General features: G+C 57.4%; 13 protein-coding genes. 8 read left to right on the forward strand and 5 right to left on the reverse strand.

The genetic code is table 11. The annotated features are described in order from the left end of the window. Positions 1-31 precede the first annotated feature (31 nt). On the reverse strand, positions 32-1453 hold the full coding sequence (locus tag MARLIPOL_RS11690) for an HDOD domain-containing protein (RefSeq protein ID WP_228677611.1): 1422 nt from the start codon (positions 1451-1453) through the stop codon (positions 32-34). 199 nt (positions 1454-1652) lie between these two features. On the opposite strand from MARLIPOL_RS11690, the gene MARLIPOL_RS11695 reads away from it, so the two are divergent. The 3 genes from MARLIPOL_RS11695 to MARLIPOL_RS11705 are packed head-to-tail and all read left to right on the forward strand — an operon-like array spanning position 1653 to position 4130. Then, on the forward strand, positions 1653-2660 hold the full coding sequence (locus MARLIPOL_RS11695) for a methionine ABC transporter ATP-binding protein (protein ID WP_012138336.1): 1008 nt from the start codon (positions 1653-1655) through the stop codon (positions 2658-2660). Continuing rightward, positions 2660-3325 carry a methionine ABC transporter permease gene (locus MARLIPOL_RS11700; RefSeq protein WP_012138337.1) on the forward strand — a complete coding sequence of 222 codons (666 nt, stop codon included), beginning with the start codon at positions 2660-2662 and terminating at the stop codon, positions 3323-3325. Before MARLIPOL_RS11695 ends, MARLIPOL_RS11700 begins: the two co-directional genes overlap by 1 nt. 22 nt (positions 3326-3347) lie before the next feature. Continuing rightward, a complete protein-coding gene (locus tag MARLIPOL_RS11705) occupies positions 3348-4130 on the forward strand; it encodes a MetQ/NlpA family ABC transporter substrate-binding protein (protein WP_012138338.1) in 783 nt (260 codons plus the stop codon). A gap of 66 nt (positions 4131-4196) precedes the next feature. On the opposite strand, the gene MARLIPOL_RS11710 is transcribed toward MARLIPOL_RS11705, so the two are convergent. Beyond that, positions 4197-4850, reverse strand: coding sequence for a peroxiredoxin (locus MARLIPOL_RS11710; protein ID WP_012138339.1), 654 nt, complete (start codon positions 4848-4850; stop codon positions 4197-4199). A gap of 56 nt (positions 4851-4906) precedes the next feature. After that, on the reverse strand, positions 4907-6268 hold the full coding sequence (locus MARLIPOL_RS11715; protein ID WP_012138340.1) for an alanine/glycine:cation symporter family protein: 1362 nt from the start codon (positions 6266-6268) through the stop codon (positions 4907-4909). Between the two features lie 216 nt (positions 6269-6484). Between MARLIPOL_RS11715 and MARLIPOL_RS11720 the strand changes: the two genes are divergently transcribed. The 3 genes from MARLIPOL_RS11720 to fghA all read left to right on the forward strand — a co-directional run bounded on the left by MARLIPOL_RS11720 (position 6485) and on the right by fghA (position 8889). After that, positions 6485-7441, forward strand: coding sequence for an alpha/beta fold hydrolase (locus MARLIPOL_RS11720; RefSeq protein ID WP_012138341.1), 957 nt, complete (start codon positions 6485-6487; stop codon positions 7439-7441). Between the two features lie 140 nt (positions 7442-7581). After that, complete coding sequence (locus MARLIPOL_RS11725) at positions 7582-8013, forward strand: CBS domain-containing protein (RefSeq protein ID WP_012138342.1); 432 nt, start codon at positions 7582-7584, stop codon at positions 8011-8013. A gap of 30 nt (positions 8014-8043) precedes the next feature. Then, the gene (fghA, locus tag MARLIPOL_RS11730; protein ID WP_012138343.1) at positions 8044-8889 is read left to right on the forward strand and encodes an S-formylglutathione hydrolase; all 846 of its coding nucleotides are present in this window, start codon (positions 8044-8046) and stop codon (positions 8887-8889) included. A 9-nt stretch (positions 8890-8898) separates the two neighbouring features. Here the strand turns inward: fghA and MARLIPOL_RS11735 are convergent, their stop codons facing one another. After that, a complete protein-coding gene (locus MARLIPOL_RS11735; protein ID WP_012138344.1) occupies positions 8899-10020 on the reverse strand; it encodes an HD-GYP domain-containing protein in 1122 nt (373 codons plus the stop codon). 126 nt (positions 10021-10146) lie between these two features. Continuing rightward, positions 10147-11532: an MATE family efflux transporter gene (locus tag MARLIPOL_RS11740; protein WP_036191532.1), complete on the reverse strand. Its 1386-nt coding sequence runs from the start codon at positions 11530-11532 to the stop codon at positions 10147-10149. Between the two features lie 182 nt (positions 11533-11714). On the opposite strand from MARLIPOL_RS11740, the gene MARLIPOL_RS11745 reads away from it, so the two are divergent. Both MARLIPOL_RS11745 and MARLIPOL_RS11750 read left to right on the forward strand, forming a co-directional pair. Next, complete coding sequence (locus tag MARLIPOL_RS11745; protein ID WP_012138347.1) at positions 11715-12584, forward strand: carboxylate/amino acid/amine transporter; 870 nt, start codon at positions 11715-11717, stop codon at positions 12582-12584. Between the two features lie 150 nt (positions 12585-12734). Next, positions 12735-14300 carry a methyl-accepting chemotaxis protein gene (locus tag MARLIPOL_RS11750; RefSeq protein ID WP_012138349.1) on the forward strand — a complete coding sequence of 522 codons (1566 nt, stop codon included), beginning with the start codon at positions 12735-12737 and terminating at the stop codon, positions 14298-14300. Positions 14301-14455: the final 155 nt, after the last annotated feature.

Raw genomic sequence — 14455 nt, forward strand, 5'->3', positions numbered from 1 at the left:
CCGGCGGCTATGACTCTGGCGAATGTGCGGCTCAGTTGGAGGCCAGCAGCGTAATGCACAACTGGGCGTTCTGGACGAAATGACCGAACGCCGTCAGTTGTTCCTCAGAGGGAACGTAATCGCCGGCGGCGTTGTCGGCGTAGAACAGCCCCACCAACCGCCCCTTGGCGGTCAGTGGGCCGATCAGCGCCGGTACCTTGCCCAGCCAGCGATCATAAGGTACGCCGGCGTCAGTGGGGGTTGGCCTGAACACGTTACAGCTGGCATGGGGAAGCAGGTTGCCCAGTGCGCCGGTACCATCCCTGGGAATGATGAAGTCCTCGCGCCAGGTTTCCGTCCCCCGTCCGCCGACTTTCCTCGGAACCAGATTCTGGCCGCTCTTGTCGGCCATCAACAAAGCCACTCGTTGCATGCCAATGGCCCGGTGAATGCCCTCGATCACCAGTTGGCAGACCTCATTGATATCCGGCTTTTCGGTCAGGCTCAGGGTCAGATCCCGTAGAATCTGCAATTGCAGGGCCGGATCCATGGCTGGCGCCCTGGCTGGCTGGCGCTTGTTGCCGTCCTGACTGCCAGGCATTAGCGCTGTCACCTGGGGAATGCCCAGGGAGACCGCCACTTTCGCGGCTTCTTCGGCGTTGACCTTAATCTGATCACGAATGGCGGCCGGTGTCTCGCCAGTGTCCTTGCTCAGGTGTTCCAGCACCTTGTCCATTTCGGCGCCCCGCCAGCCATTTTCCGATAGCCGGGCCATTTCCACTGAGTGTCGTACCAGACCGGCGGCCATGGAATTGGCCTTGCCGGGCGAGACCACATCCTTGATGAAGGGCCCTAGTGCCCAGGCATCCACCAGGCCCCGGGTAATTTCCGTGAAGGTACTGTGCAATACCGTTTTCTGGGCTTCTACCGGCGGCTCTTCCAGTCGCAACCGCTGCTCCAGTTCGGCGGCCTGCTCGGTTTCACAGGACCAGAATGCCAGTTCGCCAATGTTCATCAACAAGGCTCCGATGAAAACTTCTTCCAGGGCATTTTCATTGCGCCTGGGCATTAGGCAGCGGGCCTGAACAGCGGCATGGATCGCTCTGGCGAGGCATCGCAACAGGTGAGGCCGGTCATTGCGTTGCAGCAGCGCATCCACAATCAGCGAAGAGATGGCCATGGATTTCACCGAGTCGAAGCCAATCAGGGTGATCGCGCGGCTGACGGTGCTGACCTGGGTCCGTGTCTGGTTATAGAAAACGGTGTTGGACAGCCTCAGGACCTGGGACGTGAGCTGGGCGTCATTGAGTATCACGTTGGCCAGTTCATTGACCGTGCTGTTTTTACTCTCGGTCAGCTCGCTGATTCGTTTGAGGGTGTTGGCCAATACAGGCAGCTCAACCTTGCTGAGATAGCTGACCCATGCCTGGGTAGAGTTCATCCTTGAGGGCGGAGTATCAGTTTTTGTGGTCACGTTATTGGTTCACTCCAGCGTGCGCCTCGGGATTGGAAGATTATTGTAATACCTGAGTTTAGCGCAGCGTGGCGGAAGGTGTCGGTAACAGAACGTGTACGGGGATCTACCGAGCGCAGCAGATTCGGGTTTGACCGGGGATTAGGCTATAATGGCCGGTTTTAACATTGCACCCACAAGGCGCTGACAAGGCTGATCCGTGATTGTATTTGACCAGGTCCAGAAGTCTTACCAGGTAGGCGGGCGGGCGATCCCTGCGTTGCATCCTACCAGTATGACCATTGAAACCGGCGAGGTGTTTGGCATCGTCGGTCACTCAGGCGCGGGGAAATCCACCCTCGTTCGGCTGATTAACCTGCTGGAGCCGCCGACCGGCGGTCGCATTCTTGTTGATGATGAAAACATCACTGAGTACGACGCCGCCGAACTGCGGGCTTTCCGTCGCAAAGTCGGGATGATTTTCCAGCACTTCAACCTGTTGTCCTCCAAGACCGTGGCCGACAACATTGCGTTCCCGATGAAGCTGGCGGGCATATACTCCCGCACCGAGATTCGTGAACGGGTGGCGGAATTGCTGGCCCGGGTCAGCCTGACGGATCACGCCAACAAGTACCCCTCGCAGCTGTCCGGTGGCCAGAAACAGCGGGTGGGCATTGCCCGCGCCCTGGCCTGTCGCCCGACGATCCTGCTGTGTGATGAAGCCACCAGTGCCCTTGACCCCCAAACGACCCAATCGGTGTTGCGTCTGCTCGCGGACATCAACCGTGAACTGGGGCTGACCATCGTGCTGATCACCCACGAGATGGATGTGGTGCGCCGGGTTTGCGACCGGGTGGCGGTCATGGATGCCGGGGAAGTGGTCGAAATGGGCGCGGTCAGCGATGTGTTTCTCCATCCGCAACATCCCACCACCCGGGACTTCGTGTTTGAAAGCGAAAACATCGATCGTGACGAGTTGCAGGAGGACCTGCAAAAGGCTAACGGTCGCATCCTGCGCCTGACCTTCCGTGGTGAATCCACCTACAAACCCTTGCTGGGCAGCGTGGCGCGGGAATCCGGCGTGGATTTCAGCATCCTGTCCGGTCGTATTGATCATATCAAGGACACGCCCTACGGCCAGCTGACCCTGTCCCTGGTCGGTGGTGACCTGGACGTGGCGATGAAAGCGCTGGAAGCAGCAGAAGTTCATGTAGAGGTGATGCGCTGATGGAAGCCTTACTGAGTAACGTGGACTGGGTGGAAATCGGCATCGCCAGCTGGGACACCCTGGTGATGGTGGGCATGTCCCTGCTGTTCAGTGTGTTGATCGGTCTGCCGATCGGCGTGCTGTTGTTCCTGTTTGGCAAGCGTCAGTTGTTGGAGCAGCCGGTGGCGTATGCGGTGCTGTCGTTTGTGGTGAACGTGCTGCGGTCGGTGCCCTTCATTATCCTGCTGATCGTGATGATTCCGTTTACGGTGATGCTGATCGGCACGTCTCTCGGCGTTGCTGGCGCGATTCCGCCACTGGTGGCCGGTGGCGCACCTTTCTTCGCCCGGCTGGTGGAAACGTCATTGCGTGAGGTGGATCGCGGCATCATTGAAGCCACTCAGGCGATGGGTGCCAGCGTGAGGCAGATCATTTTCGGCGCCTTGCTGCCGGAAGCGCTTCCGGGCATCATCGCTGGCATTACGGTGACTGCCATTACACTGGTGTCCTATGCGGCCATGTCCGGCGTCATTGGCGGCGGTGGTCTGGGTGATCTGGCCATCCGTTTCGGGTACCAGCGGTTCCAGACCGATGTGATGGTGATTACCGTCGCTTTGCTGGTCATTTTTGTGCAGTTGCTGCAGATGGCCGGGGATCGCCTGGTTTTGTATTTCAGCCGTAAATAATATCAAACGGGAGAACGTGCTTATGAACTTCAAGAAAACCCTGGTGGCCCTGGCCGCCGTTGCTACTTTCTCTTCTGCTGCCTCAGCAGAAACGCTCTCTGTTGCGGCTACCCCGGTGCCCCATGCGGAGATCCTGGAATTTGTGAAGCCGCAACTGGCCGAGCAGGGTGTCGAGCTGGACGTTAAGGTATTCACCGATTACATCCAGCCGAACATCCAGGTTGATCAGAAGCGGATGGATGCCAATTTCTTCCAGCACCAGCCGTATCTGGACGAGTTCAATGATGGCCGTGGTACCAGTCTGGTCACCGTAACCGGTGTTCACGTGGAGCCCTTCGGCGCCTACTCCAGCAAGATCGATTCTCTGGATGAATTGAAAGACGGTGCCGTGGTGGCCATCCCGAATGACCCCACCAACGGTGGTCGCGCCTTGTTGCTGCTGCAGAAAGCCGGGCTGATTACCCTGAAGGATGAAAGCAAGATTACCGCGACGCCGCGGGATATTGCCGACAATCCGAAAGACCTGGACTTCAAGGAGCTGGAAGCCGCTACACTGCCGCGTATCCTGGGCCAGGTGGATGTGGCACTGATCAACACCAACTACGCGCTGGAAGCGGGCCTGAACCCGTCCGAGGATGCGCTGGTGATTGAGGGTTCTGAGTCCCCCTACGTCAACATTCTGGTCGCCCGTCCCGACAACAAGGACAGCGAGGCCATGCAGAAGCTGGCGAACGCGCTGAAGTCTGACGCAGTGAAGGATTTCATCATGGAGAAGTACGAGGGTGCGGTCGTTCCCGCCTTCTGATAGCGCATTCTCTAAATAAAAATGCCGGGCAAATGCCCGGCATTTTTATTTAGAGAATGCGAATGGTCAGTCACCGCTCCAGTTGGCTGTGGGGTCCGGTGTCACTCGCAGGTAGGATCTTACCTCCCTGTGGCCCTGCGGGAAGCGCTCCTTGATTTCGTCTTGATCCTGCAGCGATGGCACGATGACCACTTCGCCGCCGCTTTCCCAGTTGCCCGGGGTTGCCACCTTGTGGTTGTCGGTCAGCTGCAGCGAGTCAACAACCCTTAGTATCTCATTGAAGTTACGACCGGTGCTCGCCGGGTAGGTGATTATCAGCCTCACCTTCCTGGCGGGATCGATGACGAACAACGAACGCACGGTCAGGGTTTCATTGGCGTTGGGGTGGATCATGTCATACAGGTCGGACACTTTCCGGTCATGGTCTGCGATGATCGGAAAGTTTACCGTACAGCCCTGGGTTTCGTTGATGTCCTTGATCCACTCAAGGTGTGACTCGACCGGGTCCACGCTCAGGGCAATAACCTTGACGTTGCGTTTGGCGAACTGGTCTTTGAGCTTGGCGGTCAGTCCCAGTTCGGTGGTGCAAACCGGTGTAAAGTCCGCGGGATGGGAAAACAGAATCCCCCAGCTGTCGCCCAGCCAGTCGTGAAAGCGGATCTTGCCTTCAGTGGAGTCCTGTTCGAAATCCGGTGCGGTATCTCCCAAACGTAAACTCATAGCGTAACCTCCTTCGGTGAAGCTTATGACAACAGTATAGTCCCTGAAGCACTGGATCAATTATTGATGCCGAGTGCCTTCTCCTTATCGAAGTGCTCGCGGGTCAGCTTGAACACAACCGGACTGAGGAACAGCAATGCGATAAGGTTCGGCAGTGCCATCATGGCGTTAAGCGTGTCCGCCAGCAGCCAGATAAAGCCCAGATTAATCGTTGCGCCCACCGGAATGGCGAGAATCCACAGCACCCGATAAGGCACGATGGCTTTGACCCCGAACAGGAACTCAACGCATCGCTCGCCGTAGAACGACCAGCCGAGAATGGTGGTAAAGGCAAAAATGGCCAGCGCAATGGCTACCACGTAATTGCCAAAACCCGGCAGGCCGTTTTCAAACGCCAGTGAGGTCAGGGCAGCCCCGGTTTCGCCGGAGTTCCAGGCACCAGAGGTAATGATCACCAGCCCGGTGATACTGCATACAATGATGGTATCAATGAAAGTGCCAAGCATGGCTACCATGCCCTGAGTAACCGGGTTTTTGGTCTGGGCAGCGGCGTGGGCAATTGGCGCGGACCCCAGGCCAGCTTCGTTGGAGAAGATGCCGCGGGCAACGCCAAAACGGATGGCAGCCCAGACCGCGGCCCCGGCAAAGCCACCTTCGGCGGCGATCGGGCTGAACGCATGCTTGAAGACCATGGCCAACGCAGCGGGAATCTGATCAGCGTTGACCGCCAGGGCAATCAGGCCGATGAAAACGTAAGAAATGGCCATCAACGGAACCAGGGAGCTGGCAACGTGGCCGATACGCTTTATACCACCGATCAATACCATGCCCACCAGGACCATGAGGATCACCCCGGTCATCCAGTGAGGCAGGCCAAAGTTGGCATTCAGCACGTCCGCGACCGAGTTGGCCTGTACCGTATTACCGATACCGAAGCCGGCAATCGCGGCGAAAATGGCGAACAACACGCCCAGCCAGGCCCATTTACTGCCCAGTCCGTTGCGAATGTAGTACATCGGGCCACCGACATGAGCGCCGCGCTCGTCCACTTCCCGGAAACGAACCGCGAGAACCGCTTCGGAGTACTTGGTGGCCATTCCCACCAGGGCCGTAAGCCACATCCAGAAAAGGGCTCCAGGGCCACCGAGGAAGACAGCAGTGGCAACACCGGCAATGTTACCGGTGCCGACAGTCGCGGACAGCGCTGTCATCAAAGCCTGGAAAGGGGGAATTTCACCGTCGCTTTCCGCGCCGGAACGGCCTTTCCACATCAGCCTGAAACCCGCGCCCAGTTTGAGCACTGGCATCAGTTTCAAGCCAAGGCTGAGGAAAAGCCCCACGCCGAGGATCATGACCAGCATGGGGGGGCCCCAGACCAGTCCGTTTACTGCACCAACAAAGTTTTCAATGGCTTCCATGGGGATCTCCCTGTGTTATTGCCAAAGACGGTTTTATGATGTTTACCCTTGCAAGGGTATAACTGATTGAGTTTAGTCGGTTATTCCTGTCTGTAAACCGTCAGATCAGGGAATTTGCCCGTTGAACAGTGGGGGATGTCATCAAAGTGATTGGATTTGACGTCAGTTGCGGTAGTGTTGAATAAGCAATCCCGGTTTGAATCACGAGGAATACCGATGTCCCAGAGCGCTGTCGCACAGACCAGTGCGGAAACCGATCCCACCCGTTCACATGCGGTGAATCATCGTTTTGTCGATGCCAACGGACTGACTTTTTGCGTGGAAACACGGGGCAATCCCGAGGGCGAGCCGGTGTTGTTCATCATGGGGCTGGGTGCCCAGATGACGCTGTGGCCGGAAGCCCTGCTGGACCGATACGCGGACGAGGGGTACCACGTTATCCGCTTTGATAATCGTGATATTGGCCTGTCCACGCACCTGAAGGACCGGCTGGAGGGGCATCCGGTAGCGATGATGGCGCGTTCCAGGGTCGGGCTGTTGATTCCTGCGCCGTATACCCTGAAAGACATGGCAGCGGACGCGGTTGGTATCCTGGATGCCCTTGATGTGCCGAATGCCCACCTGGTCGGGGTGTCCATGGGTGGCATGATCAGTCAGTTGGTGTCTTCCCTGTGGCCGGAGCGGGTGCGCAGCGCCACGTTGATCATGACGTCGACCAACAGCCCGCGGTTGCCGATGCCCAAACCCAAGCTGATCTGGCGATTGGCCGGTGTGGGTGCCAAGGGCCACGATGAAGCATCGGTGGTGGGCCGTTCCCTGGATTTCTGGAAACTGATCCAGAGCCCGGCATTCCCGCCGCCGGAGGATGATGTCCGTGAGCGCTTGATCCGGGAATACCGTCGCAGCTACCACCCGGCGGGTATCTTGCGTCAGACCCGGGCGATTCTGGCCACCGGCAGTCTGTCGTCCCTGAGCCGGCGGATTCGGGTGCCGACGGCAATTATCCACGGTAAGGCCGATCCGCTGGTACGTCCGGTGTCTGCGGAACAGCTGAAATATCTGATTCCCCATGCCCACCTGGAACTGATTGACGGCATGGGGCACGATTTGCCGGAACCCTTGCTGGAACGCTTTGCGGCGATAAGCCTGTCGGTGATTCGCGCCTCGTCCTGAAATCGACCCCCGCCCGGGGAGGATATTCACAATATCCTCCCCTTTGTGTTTTCACTTTTTGCCCCCATTGCCTATGGTTATAGGAGAACGTATCGGTTCTGCGACGTTACTTCGGAACGATAACTGCGAGGGGAATACCCATGCGCTCATTGAAAGCTTCTGATGTCATGTGGAATCACATCGAGCCGATTCGATGTGGTGAGCCGTTAACCCGGGTAGTGAAGGCGCTCCTGAAGAATCACGTCACCGGTTTGCCCGTGGTGGATGAGCACCGGAAGGTCATCGGGTTTATCTCGGAACAGGACTGCATCCACGCATTGCTGGTTAGCAGTTATCACTGTGAGGGTGATCCGATTGTTGATGACGTGATGTTTCGCGAACCTGTAACGATCTCCCCGGAAATGGCCGTGGTGGACCTGGCCCAGAATCTGGGCGCAGGCAAACCCAAGGTATACCCGGTGGTGGATCATGGACGTTTGGTAGGAATAGTGACCCGCACCGCCATTCTGGCAGAACTGGCCAGAGCCGGTTGCGGCATCGAATTACCAAAGTACGCTACGGCGGAAGACTGATCAGCACGCTTACCCTGAACCGAGGTCATCATGGAACTGTTATCGACCAACGTTTGTTTCGAAGGTGAACACCGTCGTTACCGTCATACCGCAGCAGCCCTGGGCTGTACCATGGAGTTTGCCGTTTACCTGCCGCCAGCGGCGGTCGGTCGCAATCCGCGCCCGGTTCCCGCGCTTTACTGGCTTTCCGGGCTGACCTGTAATGACCAGAATTTCATGCAGAAAGCGGGGGCACAGAAGCAGGCGGCCAGGCTGGGTATGGCCATTGTGTGTCCGGACACCAGCCCGCGTGGGCTCGGACTTCCGGGTGAGGATGACAGCTACGACTTTGGCACCGGTGCCGGCTTTTACATCAATGCTACGGAACAGCCGTGGGCGCCGCATTATCGAATGTATGACTATGTCGTAAAAGAGCTGCCGCAGCTGGTGGAAGACCAGCTGCTATTGACGGACAAGCGCGCTATAAGCGGTCACTCCATGGGTGGTCACGGGGCTCTGATCTGTGCCCTCAAGAACCCCGGGCGTTATGCCTCGGTATCAGCCTTTGCCCCCATCGCCAATCCCAGCGAATGTCCCTGGGGACAAAAGGCGTTCACCGGCTATCTCGGTACTGACAGGAGTCGCTGGGAAGAATGGGACGCCACGCTGTTGATTCCGACCGCACGGGAGCGACTGCCCCTGTTGGTCGATCAGGGCACGTCCGATGAGTTCCTGGACAGTCAGCTGAATCCGGACGTACTGGCCGATGCCTGCGAGAAAATGCACCACCACATCAACCTGAGGATGCACAGGGGATACGATCACAGCTATTTTTTCATCGCCTCGTTCATTGATGATCACCTGAATCACCATGCCGAGGCCCTGGGGCTGAGGTAGGAGTCGGTGCTAGTGCAAATCCCAGATCAGACTGAAATCCATGGAGGGCATGATTTCGGGTTGTTCCACTGCCCGTATGTTGAATTCGAGCAGGCTGCAATCCCGTTCAAACGTTCCACTATAGCGGTTGCCCTTCGGACTGATGATGGCTTTTACAAAGGGACCCAAGTGGCGGACAGGGCGTTGCGTCACGACGCCAACCTCGTTATTGGCCAGGCGCACCAGTGTGCCGGGCGGATACTCTGTCAGCACCGTCAACAGCGCTCTCGGAATGGCAGGACGTAACTGACCGTCGGTCAGGCTGGCAATCAGTTTGCGGGCATCGGTAATGTTCATCCGTTGCCGGTACGCCCGCTTGGTGATCATGGCCACGTAGCGTTCGGCCAGCGCGAGAATTTCCGCTTCCGGCCGTATTTCAGTACCGCTGAGCCCTTTCGGATATCCGGATCCGTCCGCTTGCTCGTGGTGTTGCGCAATGATGTCGAACAGGGTCTGGTTCCGAATGCCAGCGGCATACAGGGCGATCACACTGCGTTGTGGATGCTTGCGAATAACCGCGCGTTGGTCGCCGTTAAGAATTTTGCGGGAAGCGTTCAACTGGTCGGCAACAGGCACCAGCGCCAGGTTGGCGACCAGGGCAGCGCTGGTGAGCAGGCTGGTGCGTTCTTTATCCAGTCCGAACGTCTGCGCGGTAAAGTGACAGAGAATGGCGTAGAACAGAACCTGCTCGTGAATGGTGGGTTCAACGGAATACAGGTGAATCAGTGCCAGGCAGACATCTGGAGCATCGTCACAGGTTCTTTCAATCAGGCGGGTCAGACCGAGCAGGCGTTTTTCTGCGCTGTCGTCACCGGAGGTGATGGCGTTCAGGGTCACTTCCAGCGTTTGTAGCAGTACCGGATAATCTGCGAAGGGATTGCGCTGGCGGGTATCCTCGAGAATCTCCTCCTGCTGACGTTCAATCTTGCGGGGGTGAAACAGTCCCCGGTCAAACAGTTGCTCAAGCTGCATGTCATTCTGGATGACGTAACCCTGACGCAACAGCACGTTGCCTTCAACGTCATAAACCGTCCATGGCAGGGGTTTACCCACCACCAGGGCGCCGGGTGCGATACGGACAAGATTCGACACGGATTGATTTCCTGAACTTTGTTTTTCTTGCATTTGCATCTAACTCTAACCCTGAAACAAGGATCACTCCAGCGTCAGAGGAGGTCAACTGCTCAAATAGTCCGGATTTTGCAGAATTTCAGGCGTTCAGGTTTTGGGAGCGTAGAGAAACAACCGTAACCCCAGAAGAATGCTGGCGGATGCCAGCCCGCCAGTAAGCCCTACCCAGAAACCGGCGGCACCCATTGCAGGTACCAACCCATCGGTAAAGGTCAGCACGTAACCAAGCGGCAGCCCCACCACCCAGAACGAAAACAGCATGATGAACATGGGAATGCCTGTGTCCTTGTAGCCCCGCAGGGCGCTGATACAGGTCACCTGAATGACATCGGCGATCTGGAACAGTGCCGCGAACATCAGCAGGCTCACCGTCACCTCCCGGACCGCTGCATCGCTGGTGTACAGCGCGGCAATCTGCTCTGCGAAGGTGAACAACAGGGTGGCGAACACCAACGCTACGGTCGCCGCAAGGATCAGCGAACTGCGGGAAATAAGTCGTGCAGTGTCGGGCGCCTGCGCACCGACGAGGAAGCTGATTCTGAGCGTTAGAGCCATGCCAATACTCAGAGGCAGCATGAACACCAGGGACACCACGTTGAGGGCAATCTGGTGGCCAGCGACCACCACGGGTCCAAGCGGTGCCAGGAACAGGGCGATGACAGAGAACAGGCTGGCTTCCACGAATATCGTGAAACCGATGGGCACACCGATTTTCAGTATGTACCGAATACCTTCCGGGTCCGGTTTCACCCAGTCGGCGAGTAGGTGAAAGCGACGGTATACTTCGCTGCGGTTCAGGTACACCAGCAGGGCCATGGCGGCGACACCGTTGGACAGCGACGTAGCCCATCCACAGCCCACGCCCCCCAAGGCCGGCAGCCCCAGCTTGCCGTAGATGAAGATGTAATTCAGCGGCAGATTGAGCAGGGTGCTCAAGACCGCAAAGGCCATAATCACACGGGTATGTCCCAGACCATCGGTCAGTCCCCGCAAGGCGGTCATCAGCAACAGGGCTGGCACTCCCCAGGCAAAGGCATCGAGGTAGCCCTGGGTGATGCCAGCGGTATGGGGGTCCAGATTGAGCCGGTCGAGGATCGGATGCACGTGGGTCAGTAGCAGAATCATCACTACCGATCCGGCGGCGGCGATGTAGAGCCCCTGCCAGGTGGCAGGCATGATCTTGTCGGTGGTGCGGGCGCCATTATACCCGGAAATGATGGGCTGCAGGGCGCCGAGCAACCCCATGAAGAACAGGAACAGCGGCATCCACAAACTGCTACCGATACCCACTGCCGCCAGGTCTTCGGCACTGGCGTGGCCCGCCATGACGGTATCGATTACGCCGTTGGCCATCTGTGCCAGTTGGGCAATCAGAATTGGCCCACCGAGGATTGCCAGGGTGCGCCATTCGGTAAGGGTCCGCTGGATCAGTGGTTGTGTGCTGGCTGGCAGGGGTTGATGGGTCTCGTCCATGGGGTGTGATGCTGCCTTGGCGGTTTGAAAGGTGAACAGTGGGTATGCCATTGGCCATGGTAACCGAACAGGGTTGTGATCGGCATACCGCTTTTCCGGTATAGGCAAATGGTCCTGCGTGGCTGTACAGCCTTGGGATCGAGGCGGTAAAGTGCCGCTTTTCTGAACAACTGGCGAGTATTATGGGTCTTCTGGTCTTTGTAACGGTCCTCTGGGCATTCTCCTTCAGCCTGATCGGTGAATTTCTCGCCGGGCAGGTGGACAGTGACTTCGCAGTATTAACACGGGTGCTGCTGGCGGCGCTGGTATTCCTGCCGTTTACCCGCTGGCGCGGCGTCGCTACCGGCCAGAAGCTGGGCATCCTGGTGACCGGCATGCTGCAGTTCGGCATTACCTACCTGTGCCTCTACCGGTCTTTCAGCTATCTCACAGTGCCGGAAGTGTTGCTGTTCACGATCTTTACGCCGCTGTACGTCACCCTGATTGACGACGCCATGTATCGCCGGTTTTCCCCTGTGGCGTTACTGGCGGCTGCCGTGGCTACGCTCGGCGCCGGTATCATTCGCTATGATGGGTTGAGCCCGGATTTCATTACCGGCTTCCTGCTGTTGCAGGTGGCCAATTTCACCTTTGCTGCCGGGCAGGTGGGCTACAAGCATGTGATGCGCCATTACCCGTCCGATATTCCCGCTTTCCGTACCTTCGGGTATTTCTTCATTGGGGCGCTGATCATTGCGCTTCCCTCATTCCTGATTTTCGGTGATGGCAGCCGGTTGCCGGAAACCGGCCTGCAGTGGGGCATCCTCGCCTGGCTAGGGCTGGCAGCTTCCGGTATTGGCCTGTTCCTGTGGAATCGGGGTGGCTGTCATGTCGATGCGGGCACCCTGGCGATCATGAACAACGCCCTGGTGCCAGCGGGATTGCTGGTTAACCTTTTGATCTGGAACCGGGATGCAGATCTGTTGAGGCTGGCCTTCGGGGGTGCGGTGATTGTGTCATCCCTGTGGCTGAATGCCCGATTCCACCCTCGGGCCCGTCTCGCTATTACCTGAATTTTAGAACTAATGGTTTTTCGTTACTGGTCGATAACATTGGTAACCATACAAAGATAGTGGTCTTTGGTAGAAGCGTGATATTAATCTATCTTGCAACTATCTGAACTTAAGAAATCAGCCTAAGCGCCCACATAGACGGATGTCGATATGAGAAAAAACCTGCCGGTTACCCAGAGGGAAGTCAGGATGCGTGAGGGTGGTCGCCTGATCACCACCACTGACCTCAAAGGGGTTATCACCTACTGTAACGATGAGTTTGCCGAGATTAGCGGTTTTAGCCGAGAGGAACTGGTCGGTCAGGCTCACAACATCATTCGCCACCCGGATATGCCGCAAGCTGTGTTCAAGGGCATGTGGGATTACCTGAAAGCCGGCAAGGCCTGGATGGGTGTGGTGAAGAACCGTGCCCAGTCCGGTGACCATTATTGGGTGAGTGCTTACGTTACGCCGATTACTGAGAATGGCCAGGTTGTGGGTTACGAATCCGTTCGTGTTTCCCCCACCCGGGAGCAGGTCAGTCGCGCAGAAACCCTGTATAAGCGTATAAACGCGGGACGTTCCATCGTTGGTATTCAGAGTCGGGTAGCGTCTGTCGTCAAATCCGGCTGGCCATTTTTCCTGTCCCTGGCGTTAAGTCTTGGCGCACTGGCCATGGGTGAGCCGGCGCTGGCCGTGGCCATGATTGTTGCTGGTCATGCCATTGGGGCGGCGTTTGTTTTCAAATCCGTAACCGGTCGTTTGAATCAGATTCTGAAGCTTCGCGCGGATGCGTTCCGTGATCCCGTGGTGTCCCGAACATACAGTGATGAGAGCGGTCTGTTCTCCCAGCTTTCCATGGTGCTGCTCAGCGAAGACGCGCGTATCCGGACCGCATTGGCCCGCATTGAGGATCAGGCGGAACTGTTGTCGGCGCAGGCTGAAGCGTCCCATGGTTATATCAGTGAGGGAGCCAAGGCCATCGCCCGGCAGCGTGCGGAGACCGATCAAACGGCCTCAGCGATCAATGAGATGACCGCCTCGATACAGGAGGTGGCGGAAACCGTAAACGCCAACGCTCGAGATGCCGAAGAAGCAAACAGTTTCGCGGCTACTGGCAGCAAGCGCAGTGAGGAGGCGCTGGGAGCTATTGAGCAACTGGTAACGCGCGTCAACGGCATTGGTGAAGTCATCGGGCGTCTGGGTGAATCCACCAACAGCATCGGTGAGGCTGCCAAGTTGATTTCCGACATTGCCGACCAGACCAACCTGCTGGCTCTCAATGCGGCAATCGAAGCGGCCCGTGCTGGCGAGCAGGGGCGGGGCTTTGCGGTGGTGGCGGATGAAGTCCGAACCCTGGCGAGTCGAACCCGGGAGTCAACCGTGAAAATCCAGGAAGTCATCGATGATTTCCGCCAACAGGTTGAACAAGCGGTATCAGCGACCCGCGATGGTGAGGAAGTGGCTGGCCAGGGGTTGGCGAAAGTCCGTGAGGCAGAAACCTCTTTGCGGGACATTGTGTCGGCCATCCAGAACATTTCCGACAGCTTCATCAGTATGTCCGCGGCCTTTGAAGAACAAAGCCACGTATCGGATGAGATCAATCGTCAGATTGTGAGTATTGCCGAACTGGCGGATAACAGTACCGAGCAGGCCAACTCCGCCCGGGACAGCAGTACAAAACTGAGCGAAATGTCACACGGATTGAAAGACCTGGTGTCGCGCTTTGTAAAGTAAAACCGGTTGGTTAGTGTGCCGGGTGCGTCGGGCTGTCATGTGCTCCGCCCCGGTTAACTGGCATCCACCTGCGACTACTGGCAAAATCCCGCCCCAATTGCCGGAGACTATCTCCGGCAAATCCAATATAAAATGATTCCTCAGCCAAAAGCACA

It is taken from the genome of Marinobacter lipolyticus SM19 (assembly GCF_000397065.2).
Taxonomy (GTDB): Bacteria; Pseudomonadota; Gammaproteobacteria; order Pseudomonadales; family Oleiphilaceae; genus Marinobacter; species Marinobacter lipolyticus.